We start from the raw sequence: 25,772 nt of genomic DNA, 5'->3' as shown, positions 1-25,772 counted from the left end.
TGGAAAACCTCCTTTTATTTTTTCTTATTTTTTTTCTTAGGATTCATTGCTTTCTTCAATGCTCGTTCGCGCTCTTTCACTTGTCGTTCAGCTTCAGCACGCTCTTTACGGATTTTGAATGGATTATTGATCAATAGGGTTTGACCCACTTGGAAGGCATTAGAAACTACCCAGTAAAGTGACAATCCACTAGCTAAACTCATACCCATTACAAAGATCATAACTGGCATCACAAAGTTCATAATTTTTAATGAAGCATTTGATTCGATTTGACTCATACTAGTCAAATAGCTGCTGGCAAATGTAAAGACTGCCGCTAAAATCGGTAAAATCAGGTATGGATCGGGTTGACCTAAATTAAGCCACATAAAGCTTCCTTGCTTCAATTCAGGTACACGTGAAATCGATTGATACAGCGCCATCATGATCGGCATTTGAATCAATAACGGCAAACACCCAGCATATGGATTCACATTGTTTTCAGCATATAATTTTTGCTGTTCTTCACGGAATAAGCGTTGTGTTTCTGGATCTTTTGATGAATATTGTTTTTGTAGCGCTTTTAATTTTGGTTGTAATTCTTGGGTCTTACGCATGCTTTTCGTTTGGAAATGCATCAATGGTAATAAAATGATTCTAATTACTAATGTAAATAGGATGATCCCAATACCAGTATTTGCTGAAATGGATAAGAATTTAATTGCTTCCGCAAAATAATAGACAATATAGCGGTCCCAAATTCCTGTACTGCTTTCGTTAATCGGGGCGGTTCCACAGGCAGACAATACTAAAACAAGTGTCACTAGTCCTGCCATTAATAATAGGCGTTTATACTTCTTCACAAAACTGTTCCTCTCTTATTTCAAAATTTTTGCAAGCTTTAAAACATGCGTCACATTACTGTGAATTTCTTCAGATGTTAACTTGTCAACACCAGGTCTTGCGATGATAATAAAATCACAAGTTGGATCGATTGATTCTTTTAATTGGTAGATCGACGTACGAACTTTACGCTTTACAGCATTTCTAACAACTGCATTCCCAATTTTTTTCCCTACGGAAATTCCAACCCGGAAATGCTTTTGTTCCGGTTTGTCCAAGACGTAGACAACAAATCTGCGATTCGCACAAGACTGCTTATGTTCAAATACTGCTTGAAATTCTTTCTCTTTTTTTACTCTATAGGATTTCTTCATCTGCATCCCTTTGTTTCTTTCTATCTTTCTTTTTTGCTCACTCTACAATAATAGCATATCTTAGCCAATTTTTTCCAAATTTGATGGAAAATTACCAGAGATTTTGGTGATAATGACTCTAATTTCATATATTATCATTTTTTTGGTTTTTTTTCACTTTATTTTGTAGGATTGAGAGAATTTTGGGGGTAGTTAGCTTATAGAAATTGGTGATGTCGGAACAAAATGAGCGTAATTCTAAAACTGACCGTTTCTTTCAGTTAATTAATATTGCGACTTTCATTGTTGCTATTTTTTAGTAGTTAGATGTTTGGCGATTTATTAATGAGGTAGCTTTTCTCCTTTTGTACGTCTTGTAGTTCTGAAAAATCTTATCTTACTAGTTTTTTGAAGGTACTTCTCTCTATTTTGTTAAGTAGTAACTTGATCGTGATTCACTAGTAAGGTAACTTCTCTCACTTCGTTCGCCAAGTATTGTTCATCATCCACTCTGGCGAAGCCAGTCGTGGTGATTCACAACAAAAGAACCCTTTATTATTTCCACACATACATTGTGAAGATAATAAAGGGTTCTTAGTTTGAACTTAATTCGTTATTTAAAGTCAACATAGATTATGCTGAAATAACTTTTCTGCCTTTACGACGTCTGCTCGCTAATACGTTGCGACCATTTTTTGTGCTCATGCGTTTACGGAAACCGTGAACTTTTTGACGTTTGCGTTTGTTTGGTTGATACGTTCTTTTCATCTCTTGTTCCACCTCCTGAAATTGTAACTATCCATCAATACATAGACATACTTTGATAGTATAACTAGTATTGGGTATATTTGTCAATAAATTTTCAGGAATTATTTTTTCCACCTAACCAAATAAGTTATCCACAAATGAGAAAAAAATAGGGATAGCTTGTGGATAGTTTTTTTAGTCCTCACATTTCATTTTTAATTTTCTTCACACTTTTGCACAAAAAAACAGGGTGTTAAAAAGTTATGCACATATTGTTTTTCAGTTGTGTATAACTCCTCAAAAAACCATTAATATCGAGCTTTGTTTTACAGAACTTGCTGTGGATAAATAAAATAACTTAGATAAATCCACAGTTTATTCCCTCTCTGTGGATAAGTTTATCACCCTCTGTGAATTTTTTTTCCACAATTAACAATTTGCCTGTGGAAAAAGTTTGAAAAAAATGCTAAAATTCTATTTGCTTATCAATTTATATTTGCTCTGCTTTTTTATATAGAAAATTTTGTATTTAGTTCCACGAGCTTATTTCTCAGAAAAAAGACAAAAATATGATTGTGGTAAAAAAATCCCGCCCTCATATTTTCCTATTTTTCTACAGCATTAACTGAATTTTTCCCCTATTAAATTAAGGAGGTCACCATATGCCCGATATGGAAAGTTTCTGGAAAGATCTAGAAGATACTTACCAATCTGTTTTATCTGCACCAAGTTTTGATGCTTGGATAAAAACAACGCAACCGCTAAAGTTGGAGAATAACCAATTATGGTTAGAGGTTCCATCTGCTGTTCATAAAGACTATTGGGAAAAGAATTTAGCCGCAAAAATCGTCGAAACCGGCTTTAAATTAACTGGTGCTGAAGTCATGCCTCATTTTGTTGTTACTGGCGAAAAAGAGACGATGGCGGTTCAAGAAGAAAAAAAAGCCCCTGTAACGCAAGAAAAAATTGCCGAACACGGCAAAAAAGCTTTATTGAATCCAAAGTATTCTTTTGACACATTCGTTATCGGAAAAGGAAATCAAATGGCGCATGCTGCAGCTTTAGTTGTAGCAGAAGATCCTGGTTCTATCTATAATCCGCTATTTTTTTATGGCGGCGTTGGACTTGGTAAAACCCATTTAATGCACGCTATTGGTCATCAAATGCTGCAAAATCGACCGGATGCTAAAGTAAAATACGTCAGCAGTGAAACTTTTACAAATGAATTTATCAATTCGATCCAAACGAAAAATTCAGAACAGTTCCGAAAAGAGTATCGAAATGTTGATTTGCTGTTAGTTGATGATATTCAATTTTTAGCAGAGAAAGAAGCAACCTTGGAAGAATTTTTCCATACGTTTAATGATTTGTATAATGAAAACAAACAAATCGTACTTACAAGTGATCGGCCACCTAATGATATTCCCAAGCTTCCTGAACGCTTGGTTTCTCGTTTTGCTTGGGGGCTATCGGTTGACATCACACCACCAGATTTGGAAACACGAATTGCCATTTTACGGAAAAAAGCCGATGCTGAACGCTTAGAGATTCCTGACGATACACTGAGCTACATCGCAGGCCAAATCGATTCCAATATTCGAGAATTAGAAGGAGCCTTAGTCCGCGTTCAAGCCTTCGCTACGATCAATGGAGAAGATATTACCACTAGTTTGGCAGCTGATGCACTGAAATCTTTAAAATCTGTCGGTAGTCAAAATCATCTATCGATTTTACAAATCCAAGAAGAAGTGGCAAAGTATTACCATATTCAATTAAAAGATTTAAAAGGTAAAAAACGAGTTAAATCAATCGTGGTTCCTAGACAGATCTCGATGTATCTATCTAGAGAGATGACCGAAAATTCTTTACCAAAAATTGGTGCAGAATTTGGCGGAAAAGATCATACTACAGTGATTCATGCGCATGAAAAAATTCAACAACTAATGGAAAAAGATCCCACGATTCAAAAAGAAGTTGGCGAAATCAAAAACTTGCTTAATTCGTAGCCTGTGGATAAAAAAGCGAAAAAGCAAAAAGTTTTCCACAGGTTATACACAGGTGGAAAACTCCTATTTCATTTCATTTCCAGACTTTTCCACAGAATTAACAGGACCTACTACTTTTATTATTTATTTATATATAAATACAAAACTGTTTTCGCAAAATTTATGCGTTTAAATTCAATTAAAAAGGAGTTCAATCATTATGAAATTAACTGTAAAAAGAAGTATATTCTTACAAGAATTACAAACTGTTCAAAGAGCTATCTCTTCAAAAACCACGATCCCCATTTTAACAGGTGTAAAAATTGTTCTAAATGATGAAGGGTTAACATTAACAGGTAGCAATGCCGACATTTCTATTGAAAGTTTTCTAACTAAAGATGATGAAAAAGCTCAAATGACCATTGAATCAACCGGTAGTATCGTTTTACAAGCACGATTCTTTGGAGAAATCATCCGTAAATTACCTGAAGATATGTTTACCTTGGAAGTCTTAGACAATAACCAAGTAGCGATCACCTCAGGCAAAGCTGATTTTACAGTTAATGGATTGGATGCAGATAATTATCCACACCTTCCGGTTATCGATGCTAAAAATCAAATCCAATTACCAGTTCATCTGTTGACAAAAATCATCAACGAGACAGGATTTGCAGTTTCGCTTCATGAAAGCCGACCAATTCTTACAGGAGTTCATTTCATTTTAGAAAATCAAAAATTATTAGCTGTTGCAACAGATTCACATCGTTTAAGTCAACGAATCATTCCAATCGAACAAGCAGCTGAAGATTTTAATATTGTTATACCAGGAAAAAGTTTAACGGAGCTTTCTCGTTCTTTCACAAACGAAGAAGAAATGGTTGAGATCAGCATCATGGAAAATCAAGTATTATTCAAAACACAAAATATGTATTTCTATTCTCGTTTGCTAGAAGGAAATTATCCTGACACGAATCGTTTGATTCCTACAAGCTTTAATACAGAAATCGATTTTTATGTACCAGAATTATTATCAGCCATCGATCGTGCCTCATTATTATCACATGAAGGCCGTAATAACATTGTTCGTTTAGCGATTGCGTCTGATTCAGTTATCCTGTACGGTAATTCTCCAGAAATCGGTAAAGTAGAAGAACCGCTAAATTATGAAAAAGTGACAGGTGACCCCTTAGAAATTTCTTTCAACCCAGATTATATGAAAGATGCACTACGGGCATTTGGAGATATGAGTATTACAGTTAAATTTATTTCTGCGATTCGTCCATTTACGTTAGAACCAACTGAAACAGATTTAGACTTTATTCAGTTGATTACGCCAGTTCGTACGAATTAAAATATCTAAAAAAAGAGTGAGCGAACGACTGAAATTCAGTTGTTCGCTCACTCTTTTTCATATTTTGTAGATAGGAATCTTATCCAGTCTCATATTTCTTTATAAGCTTTTTTGTTTTTGTCCCCATAATTGTAAAGTAGACTGCTCCAAATATGAAAAACATCATTGGCATTATCTGGATGATCAAAAAGAACGTCTGCATAATGATCATTCCAAACAATTGTAGCCCTGTATATGCCCAGATACTAGAAGTTAAGTACCATGAGGATATGTTTTCAAAAGAAGGTTGCAGCATAAAAAAATAAAGAATCATCAATGTCGCCCATATAATAGCTTGATCATATAAACGCTTATAACGTTCATTACTTGATGAAGTATCTGAAAATATATCTAACTCTTGATTTTTACTGTTCAGTGGGGAAAAAAATTGAAATCCACTATTTTTCGTCCCACTGATCTGCTGCCAACCACCATCTTCAAATAAAGTCAGATAAGCAACATAATCAGCTTTCTTTTTGAATGTCTGATAATCAATTCTGTAATTCAGTGTTTTTGGAGCTATTTTTTCAAATGTATAGATTCCCCAAATGCTATATTTTACCAGCGCCCAGCCTTGTTCAGCCATTTCTTTTAAATACTGTTCTTCTTTTTTTATATCAATAAATAATTTTAGTTTTTTCATTGGCTCCTCCTATAATAAATGATCAGCAAGTGTCACTAATTCTTTTAATCGTTCGACTTCAAGGGTTAAAACTTTTTTGCCAGCAGTTGTTAATTTGTATACGCGTCGACGTTTATCTTCTCCGGGAACTTCACAAATCAACTTTTGTTTTAATAGATTTTCCGTTGCGCCATACATTGTGCCAGCTGCAATACGTACTCGTCCGTTACTTATTTCCTCCACTTTTTGCATGACGGCATATCCATGAGAAGGTTCAATTAGGGCCATCATAATATAAAACGTTGTTTCTGTTAGAGGTAAGATCTTATTAATAGTCATTTATCGTACACCTTTTATAGAATTATTATATACAGTTTGACTGTATATGTTGATTGTATATCGTCAGACTGTATAAGTCAATTTTTAGTTCGTTAGATTTTCCTACTGAAAAACAATGAAAAATATTTCAAGAGCCACAACATGCGAATTTCTTCTTAAAATGCATTTTAAGCCTTTTTTAATCATTAGAATATTTTTTGTCGATTGCATTCAAAATTGCTTAGAAACAAAATTAGACGGATAAATTTGTTTTTTGACGTAAAAAAGAGTATAATATAAGAGTAAAAGTGAAAACAAAAAAGAGGGATGCATTTTGAAAAAGACGATTGTTTTAGAAACTGATTACATGACACTCGGTCAAGTCTTAAAAGAAGTCGATGTTATCAGCAGTGGCGGCGCTGCCAAATGGTACTTAGCTGAAAATAGTGTTTTCGTAGATGGGGAACTAGAGAATCGCCGCGGCAGAAAACTATATGCCGGTATGATGCTCGAGATACCTGAAGAAGGTACTTTTTTTATGGTCAAAAAAGGCGAGGTAGTCGATGAGACTGAATGAAATCGAGGTACAGCATTATCGTAATTATGATGGGCTGACCTTAGATTTTCCTAAAACTTTAAATATTTTTCTAGGGGAAAACGCCCAAGGCAAGACGAACCTCTTGGAAAGTATTTATGTTTTAGCAATGACCCGCAGTCACAGAACCAGTAACGAGAAAGAATTGGTTCATTGGGACTCCGATTCAGCAAGAATCAGCGGGGTTATTGAAAAAAAGACAGGAACGGTACCACTAGAAATCATTATTTCTAACAAAGGCCGCAAGACAAAAGTCAATCATATTGAACAAAAGCGTTTAAGTTCATATATTGGGCAACTAAACGTCATTTTGTTTGCGCCGGAAGATTTATCGCTCGTCAAAGGCTCACCACAATTACGTCGTAAGTTTATCGACATGGAATTAGGCCAAGTCAATCCGATTTATTTATATGATTTGGTTCAATATCAGTCTGTCTTAAAACAGCGTAACCAATATTTAAAGCAGTTGGCTGAAAAAAAGCAGTCAGACCTTGTTTATTTAGATATTTTGACCGAGCAATTGGCGGAATTTGGCGGTAAAGTCTTGTTTGCTCGTCTAGAATTTATCAAAAAATTAGAGCACTGGGCCAATTTACTGCATAAAAAAATCAGCCATGAAAAAGAAGAATTAGCGATCGACTATTTTTCAAGTATCCCATTAGACAAAGAAAATTTTTCACTAGAAGAGATCCAAAAGCAACTGCTTCAGAGCCTTCTTGATAGCCGAAAACGGGAGTTGTTTAAGGCAAATACCTTTTTAGGTCCTCATCGAGATGACCTGATTTTTAATGTAAACGGACAAAATGTCCAGACATATGGTTCACAAGGTCAACAAAGAACCACAGCTCTTAGCGTAAAGCTTGCGGAAATTGATTTAATGTATTCAGAAACAGGCGAATATCCTGTGTTGTTATTGGATGATGTCATGAGTGAGTTAGATAATGAACGACAATTGCACCTGCTAGAAACGATTGAAGGAAAGGTTCAGACTTTTTTAACAACAACAAGTTTGGATCATTTAAACAATAAATTAACTGTTGAACCAGACATATTTTATGTTCATCAGGGAGAGATAGAGAGGGAAGCATAATATGACAGAAGAAGAAAAAAACATGAAAGAACGTGCCCAAGAATATGATGCCAGTCAGATTCAGGTATTAGAAGGTCTTGAAGCGGTTCGTAAACGTCCTGGTATGTACATAGGATCGACGAGTTCGGAAGGTTTGCATCACTTAGTTTGGGAGATCGTTGATAATTCGATCGATGAGGCTTTGGCAGGCTTTGCCTCAAGTATCCAAGTAATTATTGAAGAAGACAATAGTATTACTGTTGTCGATGATGGACGTGGAATCCCAATCGGTATTCAAGCCAAAACAGGCCGTCCAGCGGTAGAAACAGTTTTCACCGTGCTCCATGCAGGGGGGAAATTTGGCGGTGGCGGATATAAAGTTTCCGGCGGACTTCACGGGGTAGGTTCCTCTGTTGTTAATGCTCTATCAACAACATTGGACGTAAAAGTTTATAAAGAAGGTAAAATTTATTTCCAAGAATTCCATCAAGGGGCTGTCCGAGATGATTTGAAAGTGATCGGTGACACAGAGCGCCATGGAACGACTGTCCATTTTGTTCCAGATCCGGAAATTTTTACAGAAACAACTGTATTTAACTTTGATAAATTAGCAACACGTGTTAGAGAGTTAGCCTTCTTGAATAAAGGGCTAAAAATTTCTATTGAAGATAAACGTGAAGAAAAAACTGTCTTGAAAGAATTTCATTACGAGGGCGGGATCAAAAGTTACGTAGAGCATTTGAATGCGAATAAAGATGTCTTATTCCCAGAACCTGTTTTTATTGAAGGGGAACAACAAGATATTATCGTTGAAGTATCTATGCAATACACAGATGGTTACCATACTAACTTATTAAGTTTCGCAAATAACATCCATACCTACGAAGGCGGTACTCATGAATCAGGTTTTAAAACGTCATTAACACGTGTTATCAATGATTACGCACGTAAACAAAAGATCATGAAAGAAAATGACGAAAACCTAACAGGGGAAGATGTTCGTGAAGGATTGACAGCCGTTATTTCCATCAAACATCCTGAACCTCAATTTGAAGGACAAACCAAAACAAAATTAGGAAACTCAGAAGTTCGAACTGTTACAGATCGTTTATTCTCTGAGTATTTCAATAAGTTCTTGATGGAAAACCCAACTGTCGGGAAACAAATCGTAGAAAAAGGCTTACTTGCGTCTAAAGCTCGTATGGCTGCTAAACGAGCACGTGAAGTGACGCGTCGTAAAGGCGCACTTGAAATCAGTAATTTACCTGGTAAATTAGCCGATTGTTCAAGTAAAGATCCTGAAAAATGCGAAATTTTCATCGTCGAAGGAGATTCAGCCGGCGGTTCAGCAAAACAAGGACGTAGTCGTGAGTTCCAAGCGATTTTACCGATTCGTGGGAAAATCTTAAACGTTGAAAAAGCCAGCATGGATAAAATTTTAGCCAATGAAGAAATTCGTTCACTATTCACAGCGATGGGAACAGGTTTTGGTGCTGATTTTGATGTATCGAAAGCGCGTTACCACAAATTAGTAATCATGACCGATGCCGATGTCGATGGCGCACATATTCGTACGCTGTTATTGACGTTGTTCTATCGTTTTATGCGTCCAGTTGTTGAAGCGGGTTATGTATATATTGCGCAACCGCCGTTATATGGGGTCAAACAAGGAAAAAATATCACCTACGTTCAACCAGGGAAAAATGCTGAAGAAGAATTGGCTCAAATTTTAGCCACACTACCAGCTAGTCCGAAACCAAGTGTTCAGCGTTACAAAGGTCTTGGAGAAATGGATGATCATCAATTATGGGAAACAACCATGGATCCTGAAAAACGTTTAATGTCACGTGTCAGTGTCGATGATGCGATCGAAGCCGATCAAATTTTTGAAATGTTGATGGGAGACCGTGTTGAACCACGCCGAGCATTTATTGAAGAAAATGCCCATTACGTGAAAAATCTAGATATTTAATTAAGAAGGAGATAGATTCATGAGTGAAGAAATCAAAGAGAACATTCAAGACGTCAATCTGACCAGTGAAATGAAAGAATCCTTCATTGATTATGCAATGAGCGTTATTGTGGCTCGTGCATTACCGGATGTTCGTGATGGGTTAAAACCGGTTCATCGTCGTATTTTATATGGGATGAATGAGTTAGGTGTAACACCTGATAAACCACATAAAAAATCAGCTCGTATCGTTGGGGATGTTATGGGTAAGTACCATCCACATGGTGATTCATCCATTTATGAAGCAATGGTGCGGATGGCTCAACCGTTTAGCTATCGCAGTATGCTAGTTGATGGACACGGAAACTTCGGTTCTGTCGATGGTGATGGTGCTGCTGCTATGCGTTATACCGAAGCTAGAATGAGTAAGATTGCTTTGGAAATGCTGCGTGATATCAATAAAAATACTGTTGATTTTCATGGAAACTATGATGACTCAGAACAAGAACCAGATGTACTACCAGCACGTTTCCCTAACCTTTTAGTGAACGGGACGACAGGGATTGCTGTAGGGATGGCAACGAATATTCCACCACATAATTTAGCGGAAGTAATCGAAGCTGCTAGTCTATTGATGGAAAATCCAGATGCAACAACCAATGAATTGATGGAAGTATTACCTGGACCAGATTTCCCTACAGGTGGTTTAGTGATGGGTAAATCAGGTATTCGCCGCGCCTATGAAACAGGTCGAGGATCGATCACGATTCGTGCGAAAGTTGAGATCGTTGATATGCCGAACGGTAAAGAACGTATCTTAGTATCTGAGCTGCCGTATATGGTCAACAAAGCGCGCTTGATTGAACGAATTTCAGAATTGCATCGTGAAAAACGGATTGAAGGAATCACTGATTTACGTGATGAGTCTTCTCGTGAAGGTATGCGGATCGTCATTGATGTTCGTCGTGATGTGAGTGCTTCTGTTATCTTGAATAATCTGTATAAGATGACAGCATTACAAACCTCTTTTGGTTTTAATATGCTGGCAATCGAAAAAGGGATTCCTAAGATTTTAAGCTTGAAAGAAATTCTTGAAAATTATATCGAGCACCAAAAAGAAGTTATTACACGCCGTACAGAATTTGATAAGAAAAAAGCTGAAGCACGTGCGCATATCTTAGAAGGTTTGCGAATTGCCTTAGATCACATTGATGAGATTATTGCAATTATCCGAAATTCAAAAGCAGATGATGAAGCAAAAGCTTCTTTGATCGAACGCTTTGAATTTTCTGATCGTCAAGCACAAGCGATTTTGGATATGCGTTTACGCCGTTTAACAGGTTTAGAACGTGATAAGATCGAAAATGAATACCAAGAATTATTGAAATTCATTGCTGATTTGAATGATATCTTAGCTCGACCAGAACGTGTCATTGAGATCATCAAAACAGAGTTAGGTGAGATTCATGATAAATATGGCGATGCTCGCCGTACAGAATTATTAGTTGGTGAAGTCCTAAGTTTAGAAGATGAAGACTTGATCGAAGAAGCTGAAGTTGTTATTACACTGACAAACAATGGCTATATTAAACGTTTAGCGAACAGTGAATTTAGAGCACAACGCCGTGGCGGTCGTGGTGTTCAGGGAATGGGCGTTCATGATGATGACTTCGTGAAAAACCTTGTTTCTTGTTCAACTCACGATACCTTATTATTCTTTACGAATAACGGTAAAGTTTATCGTGCTAAAGGCTATGAAATTCCTGAATACGGCAGAACAGCGAAGGGAATCCCTGTGATCAACATGCTAGGTATCGACTCTAGTGAGAAGATCCAAGCAATCATCGCTGTCGAAGGACAAGCCGAAGAAGGGCACTATTTATTCTTTACGACTCGTAAAGGTACTGTTAAACGTACAGCGGTTAAAGCTTTTTCTAACATTAGAAGTAACGGTTTGATCGCAATTGGTTTGAAAGAAGATGACGAATTAGTCAATGTTGTTTTAACCAACGGCGAACAAAACATGATCATCGGAACGCATAATGGTTATTCTGTGACATTTGCTGAAACAGCCGTTCGTGATATGGGCCGTACAGCATCTGGTGTGCGTGGTATTCGTCTAAGAGAAGAAGATTACGTCGTAGGAGCCTCTTTACTGGACGCTGACACGGAAGTTCTAGTGTTGACGGAAAATGGTTACGGTAAACGCACAAAAGCCTCTGAGTACCCTGTGAAGGGTCGTGGCGGTAAAGGGATCAAGACAGCTAATATCACAGCGAAAAATGGTCCGCTAGCAGGACTTACGACTGTTCGTGGGGATGAAGATATTCTAGTGATCACCAATAAAGGGGTCATTATTCGTTTCAACGTCGATTCAGTTTCTCAAACAGGACGCGCGACATTAGGTGTTCGTTTGATGAGAATGGAAGATGATGCAAAAGTTGTGACGATGGCCGTTGTAGAGCCTGAGCCAGCTGAAATCGTTGAAGAAGTTGAAGGTGAGGTAACACCAGTTGTTGAAACTGAAACACCAGATACAGATACAACAATAGAGGAATAAAAGTGCACTAAGAATTTGATGTGATCGAAGCGGAGCGTATTAGCTGCTTTTGTCTCGCCGCTTATTCGGATTTAGAGCCTGAGATAAAACTGATTTTTAGTTTTGTCTCAGGCTCTTCTTCTTATTCTTAAGCTTACAGTAGAGGATGAAGTGAACGAAAAAAGTGGAATCTTTGTCCAACATATATTTTCTATAATTAGTAAAATAAAAAGTAAGTGAATGGTTTCAATAAGTATCGGAAAAGAATCAAGATAGTGGTAGTCATATTTTATGTTTCGTTGTTTTTTTGATGATATTAAAAAATATAAATATAAAAAAAAGAAATAAAAACTTTTTTCTCTAATTTTTTTTTAATAGTTATTGAATATGAATTAATGCTGTGTTAACTTAGGTATTGTTACCTTTTGTAAAGTAAACTGAAAATAATAATGAAGAGGAGGCTCGTGTAAAAAAAAGTTAAATGAGATTTCGGTTAGAATTTTTATTTAGATCGTAGAGATCAAGGCAGTAACTAATTACATAAAAATAGAGTGACTATTTTTTGAAACTAGCAAGAAATATAATATGACTTTTTATGAAGTAGGTAAAAATTATTACTAACGGTTTAATTTGAAATGGGAATTAAAAAACATGAAAAAAATACTATATAAAACAAGTGCTTTCCTCTTTTTTGTTGGCTTAGTATGTCCAAATTATGTTAATGCATTAGAATACCGGGAAGGTACCTTCAATGATGCTCAAGAAGTAGAAGAAAATTTTCCGATACTGGCATCTCCTAATGTAGTTGTGGCGGCAAAAGCAGAGTGTGTTGTAGAAAAAGAAACAGTCATTGATGAAGCATTTATTAAAGAAAAAGTGATTGAACAAATAACAATAGCAGATGATGAAATAGCGAAAGATCAAGTAGATGTTGTTATTTTAAATCGATTCTTTCCTACGGTTAATGAACAAGAAGTTACATATTCATTGTCGGGTGCATTTTCGCAAAATACATGGGATAGTGAAGAATTTGTGATTCAAAAAGATCTGAAAATAACGTTTGAAGAGGTTAAACTCACAGCTAAACCTAATACAGTAACAACTACTTTAGGTACAAAGGACAATGAATATGATTTGTATACATTTGTCCAGGATGTGAAGTTGGGAGAGCAAAATTTAACAGAAGATGAGTATACAGTTGTACTCAAAGATTCTTTACCTACTGATACAACAGGGCAAAAAAGAGTAACTGTTCAAATAGTCCTAAACGCAGATAATTCAAAAATGATAGACGTACAAGTCCCAATAAATGTGCGCTGGGGCAACAGCATTGCGATCAGTGGCGAATGGACAGAAACAAGTACTCGAAGAATCGTATCGGTATTAACGCTTCAAGCAGGTCCGAGTTTATCAATGGAGCCTGGCCAAGGAGCAAGTAGTTTAACCTATGGCTCATTGCCAACATTTGGTAATTCAATTTTTTCTACGGTTTCATTTTATCAGGCAGATGACTTAGGTATTTTGAACTTAAATTTATCTCCTAGTCGCCAGTTTTCTTTAAACTCTAAAGATACACCTACACAAATCAAAGAAGCATGGAACAATGAAATAGGAGAACGTGCGAGTATTGAGGTAGGCGATATTGTTCAAGTCTGGCACGGGCGAAAAACCGGCGAAAAATACGAAAGAGCGTGGCTGTATTTCGTTGGAAATGAGTATTTTTCAGATGACACTAGCGGCTTAAATGACGTCTATTATGAAGTCACTGAAGAAGGGTTAAATTTAATCCAATTGACTACTTTTTCAACGACCGAGATAAGCGTTCCGATCTATACAAGCGAAAGTTATTTTGATGAACATATTGATGACCTTCTTGATTCAAAAGGTCTGTCTAATGTATCGAAGAAATTTGTATCGTATCCTGATGCCACTAGTTTCGGCAAAAAAGAAGCGATAATCAGAGTAGAACAAACAATTAGTTCCGGAAAAAAAATTCAGTATGATTATCCAGTTACTGTACTGGTGGAAGAAGGAGCACTAAATCTATCCGTGCCGCAATCTCTTACTTTTGATGATTTTACACTCCGTCCAGAGAAGCAACTAGTTGGCAGAAATAGTAAAATTAATGATCTTTCGGGATTGTCCATCGAAGATAGCCGTGGCGCTGGTTTGCAAGGAGATTATGCATTAAGTTTAGCTATGGATGATAGCAGCTTATTAAGTCAATACGTCGTCTATAAAGACTCAGATAATGCACAGGAACAATTTTTGAATCATTCCGCGGTGCCAATTTTTAATTCAACGCTTGAAGATGATCCTAACGCACCGTCTGAAACGACTCCCTTGCAGACATGGGACTCAAAAAGTGGCTTATTCTTAAGTATTCCAGCCAATGAACCACTGAAAGCTCAAACATATACAGGAACAATAAAATGGACGTTAACTGCAGGACCATAAATGCTAAACGAACGATGAGAAGATTGGTTTAACAAAATAATTTCTCTTCAAATTATTAGAGGTTTCAATAAAAAGTAAACAACAAATTTATTAAAAATATTTTACTAGCATAAGTGAAATAAAAAGGAGAAGAATATATGAAACGTGTCATAATGAGTGGAGTAACAGGAATTTTGTTAGGAACAATGCTGGTTGCAATGCCAGCACAAGCAGACGTATTAGAAGGTGAAACCGTTGCTAAGACGACTGTCGAAGGTGGCGAATTGTTGATTTCAGCTACAGATGAAATTAACTTTGGTACACTGACATTAGATGGTACAGCGTCGAAAACGATTAAGAAACCTGGTGAAATCACTGTTACTGATTATAGAGGAAGTTATGTAGGGTGGGATGTATCTCTAGCCAAAGCAACTGTTGCAACGTGGGATGATGCAATGACGATTGATATTTCAAGTGTCTCTAACGCAGTAAATACCGCTTCTCAACCTTTTGCGTCACAAGCCAAAGCAGATAGTTATGAATTAGTACAGGATAAATCTTTTGAAGCAACCTTGAATGTTCCAAACAGTGTAAAAGCAGCAACATACAGCACAACACTAAAATGGACATTAACAAGCGGTCCAGAGGGGAATTAAGAAATATGAAACAAAGGGTCTGAGAATAACTCGTCGAGTTATATCTCAGACCCTTAAAATCCGAACAAATGATGCTAAACCTTTCTGTCTCATTCTCTTGAATGATGAAAAATAAAGAGTTCGCTCTCTTTTCTTACTAATTGAATAAATAGCAAAGGAATTTAAAAATATGAAAAAAAAATCGATTCTATTGTTTCTAAGTATACTTTCCATTTTCTTGAGTCTAAGTCCAACTATTGCTAAGGCTGAGGAAAGTATCGATTTTACAGTTAAACCTCAGATAACGGGGAGTCAAATCGGTGATAATAACAGTTATTTTAATCTCCGTACTTCCTCAGAAAAAAAAGAAGAATTGCCTATCAAAATCACGAATTATGCAAATAAAACATCAGAGTACATAGTCAGCGTAAATTCAGCGACAACAAATATGAACGGAATTGTAGATTATAGCCAACCAAGTGTAAAATCAATTGAATCAAAGCAACAATTTTCGGATTTAGTTGAAAAGCGAGAACAGACGATTTCCATTGCAAGTGGGGAAGAAAAAGTCATCTACATAGCATTAACTGCACCAAAAAATTCTTTTGATGGCGTGATTTTAGGCGGCATAACGATTGCTAAAAAGCAAGACGATAAAGACGACTCAAAAAAAATGATTAAAAATGAGTTTCAATATGCCATTGCAGTTCAACTGTCAGAAAACGATCAAGACATCACACCAAATTTGCAAGGTGGTCCAGTCCAATTAACACAAATCAATAAAAGAAATGCCGTTCAAATGCTAGTTAAAAATCCTCAACCGAAAGTAATGAAGCAAGTGGAAGGAACTTTCACTATTACAAAAAAAGGGCAAAAAACAGCTATCGTCCAAGAAAAACGAAACGGTATGAGCTTTGCTCCCAATAGTGAATTTTCTTTATTTACTATGTTGAATGATAAATTTAAATCAGGAGAATATACTTATACAATAAAATTAGTCAATGCTGAGGGAACGTGGACATTTAGCGAAGATTTTTCAATTGATCAAAAAGAAGCGAATACTTTAAACAAAAAATCTGTTGACGAAGCGCCAGAACATTCTTCATGGCTATATATCATTGTGATCATGGGAATTGTTATTTTAATTCTTTTATTGATATTAGGTTATACATTATGGAAGTTTCAGCAAGTAAAAAAAGAACAATAAAATTTATTAAAATCTCCCTAAAAGCCGCACATTGCAGAAAATGTGCGGCTTTTAGTCTAAAGAAACAAAATTATCAAGCGATATTGAGGTGAAAATTACTGAAATTTGACATTATAATTTAAAATATAAAAAAATGAAATATCGTTTTGCTTTGTTTTGGAAAAAAGTATGATTATAATAAAGGGTAATAAGAAGTGAGAGGTAAAAATGATGACACAAGAGAAATTATTACTATCAAAAACTTTTTCAAAGCAATTAAATATTGGAACGGCATTATCAAACTTTCTTGAAAACATACTGGAAATATTCGGAGGAAAAACGACTATTTATGAGCGTAGACCAATCACCTTTTCAGAGTATCTTTATGTCGAGATGATCACCTTTTCAAATGGTTTTCAGATCAGAACAAGTTTGAAAAGAAATCCAGAAACATTTGAAATAGAAGCTTTTGCCTATTCAGAACCGAATCACGTTTACTTATCAAATCTAACCTCAGAAGAATTAAATGTAATGTATTTACTTGTCAAAAAAGAAAGAGAAAAAATCATGAATCAAAAATATTCAGAGGTGGATCAAAGAGAATTAGAGGTAATGACCTCTTTACTAATGAATTTAAAAGTTATTACAGGGGAAATAATCTAGTTTAAGGCTAAATTTTATGTTGAAAAAAGGATGACATTTGTCATGTTGATTCCTGACAAAAGCGTCTATTTTTCTGTTGTAGAATCCGTCATAATAAGTTTATCAACTAATTTAGGAGCGGATGAAATTGACAAACCAAAATGAAAAAATCGAAGCATTGAAATTAGAAAATGAAAACTTGAGATTACGTTTAGCAACAATGAAAGAAGAGAATAAAAATGATTGGAATTCATGGATCTGGGTATTAGTGCCAGTGATGGGAATGCTGATTGGATTAGCAAGAACGATTTTTTAAAAGATAACAAAGAAGGTCTGTGACATCATAACACTTAGCGTTATGATGTCACAGACCTTTAAAATTCGCATAAACGGTGGTTTAAAAAACAGCTCCCTTAGAGACAGGCTTTTGTTCCAACCCCTTGGTTATTACTTCTTTATTTTACGACTCATTAATGTACAACGGCCAACAGCAGTCAATTCCCCAGAAGCATTAAAGATTTTACCTTCCCAAACTTGGATGGCTTGCCCAATGCGATCAGCTGTAGCAACTACAGTCAACGCTCCATCGGCAACACTTTTTAGATGGTTGATTTGAAGATCGATACCAGCTGCATATGAATCCTGATCTAGCTGCTCATTGGCACCTAAACTACAAGCTGTTTCAATCAAAATGCCATTCATTCCTCCATGCAAAACGCCATAAGGTTGTTTATGATAATCTTCTATTTTCATTGTTAAGACAACTTTTTCTTTTGATAGTTCAGTTGTTTCGATTTTTAGATAGTCTAGTAAATGCACTAAAATCGATCCTTTCCTTATCTTTGTTATTTAAGTATACCATAGGTGAATTATGGATCGTATATGCTAGCCGTTTTAATCGTGCAACTAATCATTATTATAAATTATAAATGCGTTCCACCACTTGCATCTATTAGCTGTCCTGTAACCCAGCGACTATCATCAGAAGCTAAAAATGCTGTAATATCAGCAATATCTTCTGGTTCACCCAAACGATTAAAGATGGATAAACTGGATACATATTTTTGTCCTTCGGGATTTTTTAAGGTGTCAGCATTCATTTCAGTATTGATAATACCAGGTTGAATTGCGTTGACTGTAATGGCACGAGATCCTAATTGCTTAGCTAAAAGAAGGGTAAATGTATCAATCGCTCCTTTAGACATACTGTAAGTAAATACGTCCGGAGAAGCTACGCGTGTAACAAAGGACGAAATGTTAATAATGCGTCCTTTATTATTCAATCGAGGTAAAGCTTCTTGTGTAACAAAAAAGGGTGCTTTAACGTTTAACTGCATCACTTCATCGAAAGAGCTCTCAGTGGATTCTTCTAAACCCACTACTTGACCAATTCCAGCATTATTGACAAGAATATCGATTTTTTGCGTATTTTTATTTTTATAAAGTGTTCGATCCAATGTTTCATAAAATGTTTGAATCCCAGCTAGTGTACTAAAATCTGCTCCAATCAGGCAAGCTTCACCACCTTCCTGTTTAATTTGTTGAACAACTGCTTTTGCCTCATCTTCTTTTCTCGCATAGTGAACGATGACAAATGCCCCTTCTTTTGCTAAACGTCGCGCAATGCTACGACCGATCCCTCTACTTGCTCCCGTGACTAAAGCTATTTTGTTCGTTAATTTTTTCATCTTATCCAGCTCCTATTTATCTACAATTCTATTGAATAAAGACTGTGTATTTTTTTATTCAATACAGCTACTTTATCAATAGTTTGCAGGAGAGTCTTTCGAAAAAAGAACAGATAATTTTATGCATAAAGCGAAGGTTTAATTTCTAATTTTGTAGTATAATTTATTTTTATAATGAATTAAGAAGAAAGTAGGAATTAAGAATGGGTTGTCTAGGTAATATTATTTGGTTTATTTTTGGAGGCTTCTTTGGTGGTTTGACATGGCTTTTAGCTGGAATTTTTTGGTGTATTACAATTGTTGGAATTCCGATTGGGTTACAGTGTTTCAAGCTTGCAGGGTTGAGCTTTTGGCCATTTGGAAAAAGAGTTGTATATAGCACGAGTACAACCTCGTTTTTAGTGAATATCCTTTGGCTGGTTTTCAGTGGTTTTTGGTTGGCGGTAGGACATTGCGTCAGCGGAGTTATTTTATGTGTGACAATTATCGGAATACCATTTGGGATGCAATCATTTAAACTAGCTAAGCTAGCATTGATGCCGTTTGGAGCGCAAGTGGTACCTACAAATAGCACTTACATGGAATAAAATAAAAGTAGCTAAGCTGGATCGTAAGCTTAGCTACTTTTATTTTTCATAATAACCTTATTGACTATATTTATCAGAAAACCAAGTGGAGGATTGATTTATGTTATTTTCTTCTACTTGTTGTTCTTTTTCAATTTCGTTTGGAAGTTTATTCTTTTCATATTTACTTAATTGATCGAGCTCCGGGCTATTAGTAAATTCTCCTTCAAACGTATTTGGTGTCAGCCAAGCAGAGAAACTTAAATTCTTTTTTTCATTTATGTAACCATGAACATACGTACTACCAGTTGGCACTTTTTTTGAATCTGTGAATGTTATTGATTCAATATTGTTGTAATTATACCGTACATATTCTTCGATTCTTTTTTTTTGTATATCGATGTCTTTATTTTTCCCCATAAAGAGCCCCCCTGTTATCAAAATTAAAATTATTAAAATTAAAATAGTAATTTTATTCTTTTTCATAGCCACCCCATGTTATACTATTAGTCGATTTAATTATACAGGAGGTCGGGATATGGTACAACTAACAGATGAACAATATTTTGGTTTATCAGAAAAAGCCTACGATAATGAGAGTTTGAAAATTGGAAGTCCTATCAGGTTGTCAGATAATACCATTTGGCGAGTTATAAACTCAGTCGATCATTCAGTAAGTGATCTTCAAGGAATCGCAGTTGTTTCAGATAAAGAATACCAAGACATGCTATCAGGAAAAATAAAGGAGTATACAAATATAACTTTTGTTTCAAGAGGAACAAGTAGTGCAATTGATTGGGAACAAAATCTTTCTACATTGGGAATAGGTTTCAAACCTTCTGAAATTAAAGACGCCAATGACTCACTAGCAAATAGAGTAAGTAATCAATTTCTAGGGTATGAAAACTTTGTTGATGAAACTTTACGGGATAACGAGACAAAAAGTTATGATTTTACAGGTCATAGTCTAGGTGGTGCTTTAGCACAATACATGGCTGTCTTAAAAGATAAACAAGCAGTGACCTATGCTTCTGCAAGAGCTTATCGACTATTACCAAAAGATTATCAAGTGAAAGTTGATACTGGTTACTATGACAATAAAATTGTTGATTACCGTCATTCTTGGGATCCTGTTGGTTATATACCAAAAGGCAAGCGAATTGGGAAATGCTTTTTAGTCGATAGCGAATCATTAGATGTGCTAATTGCTAGTCATATGACGAATACATTTAGAAATATTTTCAGGAAAGATGGTGCAATTAATGTCATGTTTTCCCCAGAATTTATGCGAGATACTGCTGGTATTCACGGATTGATTGGGGAAGAGTACCAAGATATGAAGCGTATTTTGTTGAAATACATAGATTTTGAAGTAGATGAAATAGAACGAATGAGAAGTGAAATTATCGGAAATGAAGAGTTTTCTGAGTTGGAGCATCATGAAATTGAAGATGTCTTAAAATCAATTTTTCCTCATGGAAGCGGAATGAATGTTTCTTTGATAGATGAAAGTATTGCGGAAGAATTATTTCAATCAATCGATACTGTATCTATGAAAATAGAAGAAAAGGCGTAACAATTAATGTCGTCAGCAAAAATAGCGGAAGAAGCTGATGCCTACACGAGAGGTATGTTCGATAAAGTATTTTTTTAGGAGTGTTATGTATGGATGATTTATTAAATTTAGGTGGCGAGTCGTATGGTGATACGATTTCAAACCTGCAACAAAAAATTACGTTTGAATCTGGATTGAAAGAACCAAATACTGCTGTTCTGACGTTGTATAAAATGCAGTTAGCAGATTATCAAAAGAAAGAGAAAAAAAGATTACAGTTAGTTGCATTACGTGCTAAATGCGTGAGTAAGAAGAATGAATTACAGCCAGAATTAGATCAAGTAAAAAGGCAAGCCGTAGAGAAATTTTTTGGTGCAACAGTTCATTTAGAGAAGATTACGGGAAGTGCAGGTAAAATGATTGAAGGTAATGGTGGCAAAATATACTCTCAAGCGATGAGTCAGTTGAGATTAGAGGTTATGCCATTATCTTCTATGGCGGAAAGACTTTAAAGAAGTTAGTTGATTTTATCTTGTTAACATATTGAAGATAATATGTCATAACAAGTGGAATGTTGTAGTTGAGCTTTGCTGTGTTAGAATTAAGATAATTACCATCTAAATAAAATTGCAAGTAATTGAAATTAAAAAATTCAAGTAGTTTCGTTATAATACATTACGAGGAGGTATACTTATGGCTGAATTATCAGATTCTAAATTAGAAAGACAAAATATTTTAAACAATAGATTAGCGATGAAAGAAGCAGAAAAGCAGTTCAATTTATCTGGCATTGAAATGGACGGTATCATTTATTATACAAGACAACAGGTATCGTCTTTTTTTGATGTTGATATAAGAACTATTGAAAGAGTTACAGAAGATAATAGGCAAGAGCTAGAAGGTAATGACCTAAAAATGTTATCTGGGAAAAAACTACAAGAGTTTAAGAAGAACGCTGCTGAAGTGACCGACATTGATGTCGGTCACAAAGTGGTGAACCTAAGCGTGTCAAGCTTTCGAACGTTGCTCAACTATGCAATGCTACTTCAAAATAGTGATCAAGCTAAAGCTGTAAGAAATACAATATTAGATATCGTGATTGACGTGATGAATAAACAAGTTGGTGGGAATACAAAATATATCAATCAACGAGATGAAGATTATATTAAATCCGCTTTTATTAACGAAAATTATCGTAAACAATATACAGATGCATTAAATAATTATTTGGAAATGGGGCCAGTAAAATATGCTGTGTACACAGATAAAATATATCAATCGATATTTAAAGAGCGTGCAAAAGAATACAAGAAGATATTAAAACTTAGTAATAATGATAGGGTAAGAGAGACAATGTACTCGGAGATAATTGATTTAGTCTCATCATATGAAAGTGGCTTAGCAGATTGTATGAAAAGGAAATATTTAGAAAAAGGAAATCAAAAAATTACACCGCAAGAATTGAATGAAATTATAAAAGAATTTAGTAGTATGCCTTTATGGAAACCTCTAATTGCAAAGGCAAGAATGAAGATGGCTAGTAGGGATTTTGTTTTTAGAAATGCAATGCATGAGTCTCTTGAAGATTATATTGTTCCGATTGATGAGGGAGAATATGAACGGTTTATTGGAGAAAAAAGTATGGAACTAAATGAAAGACTAGACAAAATGCAGGATGTCTTCAAGCGCTTGAAGGATAGATGATATGAAAGATTGTTTGTGGTATTTAGATGAGAAGGCAGTTCATGAAATATATAATAATACAATGAAAATCAGTGATAATACATACAATGGGGTTATAAATCCAGGATCGCTCCAAAGTGTATTAGAGCATATACAAAATGATTTATATTATCCAGAATTTGAAGACAAATTAACTCACTTATTTCTAAGTATAGCCAAATTTCATTGTTTTCAAGATGGAAATAAGAGGAGTGCTATTGCTTTATCAACAGCATTTTTAATTTTTAATGGTTATAGTGGAATTGTAGCAGAATTTGTAATAGAAATGGAGCGATTTGTTGTGTTAGTGGCTTCGAATGCTATGTCAGTAGATTTGTGTAAAAAGATAATAGTTAGTATGCTTAATGGTGATTATGGTTCAGATGAGTCGCTAAAGCTAGAGATACTAAAAGCCTATAAGCAACACGAGAAGATCATGAAAAGTTATGAATAAATAGCTAAGACTTAATATTGGATAAGTTATTCATACCTTTTATGTCCGAATTCCGTGTTGTTTGTATGATTTATCGCTTAATTTCTGTATTTTAATTGATAAAAATTCCTTGATACAAGTTAAGTTTTTTACTTGTATCAAGGAATTTTTTTACCGTCTATGTTTCCAACCATCATATCCAGTCAAGATCGTATTTTTTAAAATCTTTGGTTGGATAACTTTCTTTGAAGAGAAAGAATATCCATAAATGAAAGGGACCTCTATTTCATAGTTAGGTAAGAGATTAATTTCAATGTCACATCCATTTACTATTGTTTCCAAGTTAAAAATGACAAGATCTGGCATCCAAATTTCATCGTTTTTATAGTAATTTAAGATTTCTTTATTTAAAGAAAGGAATTCTTTTTTTAATCGTTCTCCTAACGATTCAAATATAACAGGAAAAAGATTATATTTTATTAAATCATATTCTGTAATTAAATCTTGAGAGGGATTGATATTTAAATCTTTAATAAAATTGGAATGTTGTTTTTTCAAAAGTAAAAAGTCAATATCATCCATAATATTAACGGAGAATGTTTGAGGACAATCTGATTTTCTATAATTATTATCTAAACTATCCCAAATTTCTGCTATTTCAGAAAAACGCAAATAGTAAGTACTTAGTGATAAATATAGAATTTTTTTTGCACTTTCTGTGTAAACGGCTAATTTTACGACATAGATAAAAGCTAAATCATCTACATGTTTGAAATTAGGTTCTTTAGAAAAAAATTTTAGAAAGTCATCTTGACTTACTCTTAATAGATGTTCTATCTTAACTTGAAAATTCTCATTAGTAATATCACAAACAAATGTATTAAGAGCTTTAGCGATAGTTTCTAAAGTTCCAACTTTTGTTTTGCTTAATAAAATATCATCTTTGGTTAATGCAGTAAGTGTGGTACGTGATAGTCCTGTTTTATTACTAAGCTCACTAATACTAACATTTTTTTCTTTTAATAAAGTATAGAGTTTATTTTTCATATAGCACCTCCAAATTAAGTATAATGTTCTTTTTAATGAACATCAATAAAAAAAGTTGTTCAATATATAAAAATATGATAAAATGATTTTAGTGAACAAATAATGTTTTTTTTGTTCATTTTTATGGACGTTTGATGTTTGGATACAAAAAAAGTCTTTGCTTCAGTTTGACGACCTAAGCAAAGACTAGCCTGAAATCTACCGATACGAGGCATTGTATCCTCATTATCTCACTAAAGAAGATGAAAATCAACAATCAAGAGAAAAGAGGAGAATAAAATGTTAAAAATGAAAAACCAAAAGTTATCAGAGCAAGAAAGTTGGGCAAGAGCAGAAAGTATCGTAAAAACAATCAAAGGATTTCAGTTCCCTTGTGATGGCAATGTTGAAGAAATTACTTGGAATGAGTATTTATTGGTAGATCATTATGAACAAAAATTTGAAAAGTTAGTGGAAAAAATCGAACATTTAACACTGACTATAGACGAAGAAATCAGTAGTTTATTTTTTGTTGAAGCGTTACTTGAAAGTTTAGAAACTCAATTTAGCAATTCTACAGTAGAAAATCATAGATACTTTCATGATGAAATGTTTGCACGAAAAAAGATGATGCATTTAATTGGTAGAATTCAAAAGGATCAGCAATTTCTAGAAGAAATGTGTACAACAATGGATCAATGGATACAACAGAATTAAAAAAGTTAATACTTATACAATTTGCATTTGGTCTGAATTATGTTTTTATAATAATGTAATCAGACGTATCGGTTATTAAAACACAAACACCCCACGAATTGGAGCCGTGAGGTGTTCTTTTGGGCTAAATGTCGTTGGAACAGCTACTTATTGTTTTGATTTTTAGCCAATGTTCAAATAAAACAACAACAACACCAGCAATTATAGCAACAACAAGGGGAGCAAATAACATGTCGATCATTAAAACACATCCTTCCAGTCACCAAACTGTAAGAAAAGGCGACATGATAAAATACTGCAAATAATTGATTTTTTATGTTCAATTTAAAAAAATTGTAATTACTTCTGATCCTACTTCAGACAATCTTTCACCGCTCTCTAAACCGCCTACCATTTTAAATTTTCTATATTTGTGTATAATAGAAGCATTGAAAACTAAATTAGTTTTGCGGACTAGTTTCTGGGAAGAAGATAAAGAAAAACACCTTAGTTATAATTTCCTAATTTTCTACAGGATTAACCGATTTGTTCCGCTTTTATGCTATCTAGCTGCACAAGCCAGCTCTTCGGAAAAAAGATAAAATATAAATAAGGCAAAAAACACCTTAGTTATATTTTCCTATTTTTCTGTCAGAGCTAAACGGCTTGTTCCGCTTTTATGCTATCTAGCTTCGCAGGCTAACCTCTCGGGAAAAAGATAAATTATGAATGAGGCAAAAAACACCTCAGTCATAATTTCCTATTTTCCTGTCGAGGCTGAATGAGCCTGCTCAGC

At 34.8% G+C, this 25,772-nt stretch carries 26 protein-coding genes; 17 read left to right on the top strand and 9 right to left on the bottom strand.

The window, feature by feature from the left end:
* Positions 1 to 14: 14 nt before the first annotated feature.
* The 3 genes from RV15_RS11240 to rpmH all read right to left on the bottom strand — a co-directional run bounded on the left by RV15_RS11240 (position 15) and on the right by rpmH (position 1,943).
* On the bottom strand, positions 15 to 842 hold the full coding sequence (locus RV15_RS11240) for a YidC/Oxa1 family membrane protein insertase (RefSeq protein ID WP_010762142.1): 828 nt from the start codon (positions 840 to 842) through the stop codon (positions 15 to 17).
* 15 nt (positions 843 to 857) lie between these two features.
* Positions 858 to 1,196 carry a ribonuclease P protein component gene (gene rnpA / locus RV15_RS11235; RefSeq protein ID WP_071878149.1) on the bottom strand — a complete coding sequence of 113 codons (339 nt, stop codon included), beginning with the start codon at positions 1,194 to 1,196 and terminating at the stop codon, positions 858 to 860.
* A gap of 612 nt (positions 1,197 to 1,808) precedes the next feature.
* The gene (gene rpmH, locus RV15_RS11230; RefSeq protein WP_010762140.1) at positions 1,809 to 1,943 is read right to left on the bottom strand and encodes a 50S ribosomal protein L34; all 135 of its coding nucleotides are present in this window, start codon (positions 1,941 to 1,943) and stop codon (positions 1,809 to 1,811) included.
* Positions 1,944 to 2,584: 641 nt separating this feature from the next.
* Between rpmH and dnaA the strand changes: the two genes are divergently transcribed.
* Both dnaA and dnaN read left to right on the top strand, forming a co-directional pair.
* Complete coding sequence (gene dnaA / locus RV15_RS11225; protein WP_071878136.1) at positions 2,585 to 3,928, top strand: chromosomal replication initiator protein DnaA; 1,344 nt, start codon at positions 2,585 to 2,587, stop codon at positions 3,926 to 3,928.
* Positions 3,929 to 4,127: 199 nt separating this feature from the next.
* The gene (gene dnaN, locus RV15_RS11220) at positions 4,128 to 5,258 is read left to right on the top strand and encodes a DNA polymerase III subunit beta (protein ID WP_071878135.1); all 1,131 of its coding nucleotides are present in this window, start codon (positions 4,128 to 4,130) and stop codon (positions 5,256 to 5,258) included.
* A 79-nt stretch (positions 5,259 to 5,337) separates the two neighbouring features.
* On the opposite strand, the gene RV15_RS11215 is transcribed toward dnaN, so the two are convergent.
* Positions 5,338 to 5,940, bottom strand: a complete 603-nt coding sequence (locus RV15_RS11215; protein WP_071878134.1) for a DUF2812 domain-containing protein — start codon at positions 5,938 to 5,940, stop codon at positions 5,338 to 5,340.
* 9 nt (positions 5,941 to 5,949) lie between these two features.
* The gene (locus RV15_RS11210; RefSeq protein ID WP_071878133.1) at positions 5,950 to 6,258 is read right to left on the bottom strand and encodes a PadR family transcriptional regulator; all 309 of its coding nucleotides are present in this window, start codon (positions 6,256 to 6,258) and stop codon (positions 5,950 to 5,952) included.
* A gap of 313 nt (positions 6,259 to 6,571) precedes the next feature.
* On the opposite strand from RV15_RS11210, the gene yaaA reads away from it, so the two are divergent.
* The 9 genes from yaaA to RV15_RS18740 all read left to right on the top strand — a co-directional run bounded on the left by yaaA (position 6,572) and on the right by RV15_RS18740 (position 17,606).
* Entirely contained in the window at positions 6,572 to 6,814 is a 243-nt protein-coding gene (gene yaaA, locus RV15_RS11205; protein WP_010766628.1) for a S4 domain-containing protein YaaA, read from the top strand.
* Positions 6,801 to 7,922, top strand: a complete 1,122-nt coding sequence (recF, locus tag RV15_RS11200; RefSeq protein WP_071878132.1) for a DNA replication/repair protein RecF — start codon at positions 6,801 to 6,803, stop codon at positions 7,920 to 7,922. The genes yaaA and recF overlap by 14 nt, the downstream gene beginning before the upstream one ends.
* 1 nt (position 7,923) lies before the next feature.
* On the top strand, positions 7,924 to 9,873 hold the full coding sequence (gene gyrB, locus RV15_RS11195) for a DNA topoisomerase (ATP-hydrolyzing) subunit B (protein ID WP_071878131.1): 1,950 nt from the start codon (positions 7,924 to 7,926) through the stop codon (positions 9,871 to 9,873).
* A 19-nt stretch (positions 9,874 to 9,892) separates the two neighbouring features.
* The gene (gyrA, locus tag RV15_RS11190) at positions 9,893 to 12,412 is read left to right on the top strand and encodes a DNA gyrase subunit A (RefSeq protein WP_071878130.1); all 2,520 of its coding nucleotides are present in this window, start codon (positions 9,893 to 9,895) and stop codon (positions 12,410 to 12,412) included.
* A gap of 630 nt (positions 12,413 to 13,042) precedes the next feature.
* Positions 13,043 to 14,848, top strand: coding sequence for a hypothetical protein (locus RV15_RS11185; RefSeq protein ID WP_071878129.1), 1,806 nt, complete (start codon positions 13,043 to 13,045; stop codon positions 14,846 to 14,848).
* Between the two features lie 137 nt (positions 14,849 to 14,985).
* Positions 14,986 to 15,483: a WxL domain-containing protein gene (locus tag RV15_RS11180; protein WP_071878128.1), complete on the top strand. Its 498-nt coding sequence runs from the start codon at positions 14,986 to 14,988 to the stop codon at positions 15,481 to 15,483.
* A 169-nt stretch (positions 15,484 to 15,652) separates the two neighbouring features.
* Positions 15,653 to 16,669 carry a WxLIP family cell surface protein gene (locus RV15_RS11175; RefSeq protein WP_071878127.1) on the top strand — a complete coding sequence of 339 codons (1,017 nt, stop codon included), beginning with the start codon at positions 15,653 to 15,655 and terminating at the stop codon, positions 16,667 to 16,669.
* Between the two features lie 210 nt (positions 16,670 to 16,879).
* Entirely contained in the window at positions 16,880 to 17,311 is a 432-nt protein-coding gene (locus RV15_RS11170) for a hypothetical protein (RefSeq protein WP_071878126.1), read from the top strand.
* Positions 17,312 to 17,438: 127 nt separating this feature from the next.
* Entirely contained in the window at positions 17,439 to 17,606 is a 168-nt protein-coding gene (locus RV15_RS18740) for a coiled-coil domain-containing protein (protein ID WP_167364095.1), read from the top strand.
* Positions 17,607 to 17,737: 131 nt separating this feature from the next.
* On the opposite strand, the gene RV15_RS11165 is transcribed toward RV15_RS18740, so the two are convergent.
* The gene (locus RV15_RS11165) at positions 17,738 to 18,109 is read right to left on the bottom strand and encodes a PaaI family thioesterase (protein WP_071878125.1); all 372 of its coding nucleotides are present in this window, start codon (positions 18,107 to 18,109) and stop codon (positions 17,738 to 17,740) included.
* A 104-nt stretch (positions 18,110 to 18,213) separates the two neighbouring features.
* Positions 18,214 to 18,978 carry an SDR family NAD(P)-dependent oxidoreductase gene (locus tag RV15_RS11160; protein ID WP_071878124.1) on the bottom strand — a complete coding sequence of 255 codons (765 nt, stop codon included), beginning with the start codon at positions 18,976 to 18,978 and terminating at the stop codon, positions 18,214 to 18,216.
* A 203-nt stretch (positions 18,979 to 19,181) separates the two neighbouring features.
* Here RV15_RS11160 and RV15_RS11155 point away from each other — a divergent pair, with 203 nt between their 5' ends.
* Entirely contained in the window at positions 19,182 to 19,565 is a 384-nt protein-coding gene (locus RV15_RS11155; RefSeq protein WP_071878123.1) for a YccF domain-containing protein, read from the top strand.
* A gap of 57 nt (positions 19,566 to 19,622) precedes the next feature.
* Here RV15_RS11155 and RV15_RS11150 read toward each other — a convergent pair whose 3' ends face one another.
* A complete protein-coding gene (locus tag RV15_RS11150; RefSeq protein ID WP_167364094.1) occupies positions 19,623 to 19,964 on the bottom strand; it encodes a DUF1433 domain-containing protein in 342 nt (113 codons plus the stop codon).
* Between the two features lie 118 nt (positions 19,965 to 20,082).
* Between RV15_RS11150 and RV15_RS11145 the strand changes: the two genes are divergently transcribed.
* From RV15_RS11145 to RV15_RS11130, 4 genes are all read left to right on the top strand, one after another.
* Positions 20,083 to 21,120: a Tle-like phospholipase domain-containing protein gene (locus tag RV15_RS11145; protein WP_071878121.1), complete on the top strand. Its 1,038-nt coding sequence runs from the start codon at positions 20,083 to 20,085 to the stop codon at positions 21,118 to 21,120.
* A gap of 89 nt (positions 21,121 to 21,209) precedes the next feature.
* Positions 21,210 to 21,611 carry a hypothetical protein gene (locus RV15_RS11140; RefSeq protein WP_071878120.1) on the top strand — a complete coding sequence of 134 codons (402 nt, stop codon included), beginning with the start codon at positions 21,210 to 21,212 and terminating at the stop codon, positions 21,609 to 21,611.
* Between the two features lie 181 nt (positions 21,612 to 21,792).
* Positions 21,793 to 22,803 carry a DNA-binding protein gene (locus tag RV15_RS11135; RefSeq protein WP_071878119.1) on the top strand — a complete coding sequence of 337 codons (1,011 nt, stop codon included), beginning with the start codon at positions 21,793 to 21,795 and terminating at the stop codon, positions 22,801 to 22,803.
* 1 nt (position 22,804) lies between these two features.
* Positions 22,805 to 23,275: a type II toxin-antitoxin system death-on-curing family toxin gene (locus RV15_RS11130; RefSeq protein WP_071878118.1), complete on the top strand. Its 471-nt coding sequence runs from the start codon at positions 22,805 to 22,807 to the stop codon at positions 23,273 to 23,275.
* A gap of 150 nt (positions 23,276 to 23,425) precedes the next feature.
* On the opposite strand, the gene RV15_RS11125 is transcribed toward RV15_RS11130, so the two are convergent.
* Positions 23,426 to 24,301 (bottom strand): helix-turn-helix domain-containing protein, encoded by an 876-nt coding sequence (locus RV15_RS11125; protein ID WP_071878117.1) that lies wholly within the window; start codon positions 24,299 to 24,301, stop codon positions 23,426 to 23,428.
* Positions 24,302 to 24,589: 288 nt separating this feature from the next.
* Between RV15_RS11125 and RV15_RS11120 the strand changes: the two genes are divergently transcribed.
* A complete protein-coding gene (locus RV15_RS11120) occupies positions 24,590 to 24,997 on the top strand; it encodes a hypothetical protein (RefSeq protein ID WP_217265819.1) in 408 nt (135 codons plus the stop codon).
* Positions 24,998 to 25,772 lie beyond the last annotated feature (775 nt).

It is taken from the genome of Enterococcus silesiacus (assembly GCF_001886225.1).
GTDB lineage: Bacteria > Bacillota > Bacilli > Lactobacillales > Enterococcaceae > Enterococcus_L > Enterococcus_L silesiacus.
The sequence above is the reverse complement of the archived record's forward strand: the minus strand, read 5'-3'. Positions and strand labels throughout refer to the sequence as shown.

Excerpts from the sequence above, each read along its gene's own strand:
- rnpA (WP_071878149.1), bottom strand. The coding sequence starts at position 1,196 with ATGAAGAAATCCTATAGAGTAAAAAAAGAGAAAGAATTTCAAGCAGTA.
- rpmH (WP_010762140.1), bottom strand. The coding sequence starts at position 1,943 with ATGAAAAGAACGTATCAACCAAACAAACGCAAACGTCAAAAAGTTCAC.
- dnaA (WP_071878136.1), top strand. The coding sequence starts at position 2,585 with ATGCCCGATATGGAAAGTTTCTGGAAAGATCTAGAAGATACTTACCAA.
- dnaN (WP_071878135.1), top strand. The coding sequence starts at position 4,128 with ATGAAATTAACTGTAAAAAGAAGTATATTCTTACAAGAATTACAAACT.
- RV15_RS11215 (WP_071878134.1), bottom strand. The coding sequence starts at position 5,940 with ATGAAAAAACTAAAATTATTTATTGATATAAAAAAAGAAGAACAGTAT.
- RV15_RS11210 (WP_071878133.1), bottom strand. The coding sequence starts at position 6,258 with ATGACTATTAATAAGATCTTACCTCTAACAGAAACAACGTTTTATATT.
- recF (WP_071878132.1), top strand. The coding sequence starts at position 6,801 with ATGAGACTGAATGAAATCGAGGTACAGCATTATCGTAATTATGATGGG.
- gyrB (WP_071878131.1), top strand. The coding sequence starts at position 7,924 with ATGACAGAAGAAGAAAAAAACATGAAAGAACGTGCCCAAGAATATGAT.
- gyrA (WP_071878130.1), top strand. The coding sequence starts at position 9,893 with ATGAGTGAAGAAATCAAAGAGAACATTCAAGACGTCAATCTGACCAGT.
- RV15_RS11185 (WP_071878129.1), top strand. The coding sequence starts at position 13,043 with ATGAAAAAAATACTATATAAAACAAGTGCTTTCCTCTTTTTTGTTGGC.
- RV15_RS11180 (WP_071878128.1), top strand. The coding sequence starts at position 14,986 with ATGAAACGTGTCATAATGAGTGGAGTAACAGGAATTTTGTTAGGAACA.
- RV15_RS11175 (WP_071878127.1), top strand. The coding sequence starts at position 15,653 with ATGAAAAAAAAATCGATTCTATTGTTTCTAAGTATACTTTCCATTTTC.
- RV15_RS11170 (WP_071878126.1), top strand. The coding sequence starts at position 16,880 with ATGACACAAGAGAAATTATTACTATCAAAAACTTTTTCAAAGCAATTA.
- RV15_RS11160 (WP_071878124.1), bottom strand. The coding sequence starts at position 18,978 with ATGAAAAAATTAACGAACAAAATAGCTTTAGTCACGGGAGCAAGTAGA.
- RV15_RS11155 (WP_071878123.1), top strand. The coding sequence starts at position 19,182 with ATGGGTTGTCTAGGTAATATTATTTGGTTTATTTTTGGAGGCTTCTTT.
- RV15_RS11150 (WP_167364094.1), bottom strand. The coding sequence starts at position 19,964 with ATGGGGAAAAATAAAGACATCGATATACAAAAAAAAAGAATCGAAGAA.
- RV15_RS11145 (WP_071878121.1), top strand. The coding sequence starts at position 20,083 with ATGGTACAACTAACAGATGAACAATATTTTGGTTTATCAGAAAAAGCC.
- RV15_RS11140 (WP_071878120.1), top strand. The coding sequence starts at position 21,210 with ATGGATGATTTATTAAATTTAGGTGGCGAGTCGTATGGTGATACGATT.
- RV15_RS11135 (WP_071878119.1), top strand. The coding sequence starts at position 21,793 with ATGGCTGAATTATCAGATTCTAAATTAGAAAGACAAAATATTTTAAAC.
- RV15_RS11130 (WP_071878118.1), top strand. The coding sequence starts at position 22,805 with ATGAAAGATTGTTTGTGGTATTTAGATGAGAAGGCAGTTCATGAAATA.
- RV15_RS11125 (WP_071878117.1), bottom strand. The coding sequence starts at position 24,301 with ATGAAAAATAAACTCTATACTTTATTAAAAGAAAAAAATGTTAGTATT.
- RV15_RS11120 (WP_217265819.1), top strand. The coding sequence starts at position 24,590 with ATGAAAAACCAAAAGTTATCAGAGCAAGAAAGTTGGGCAAGAGCAGAA.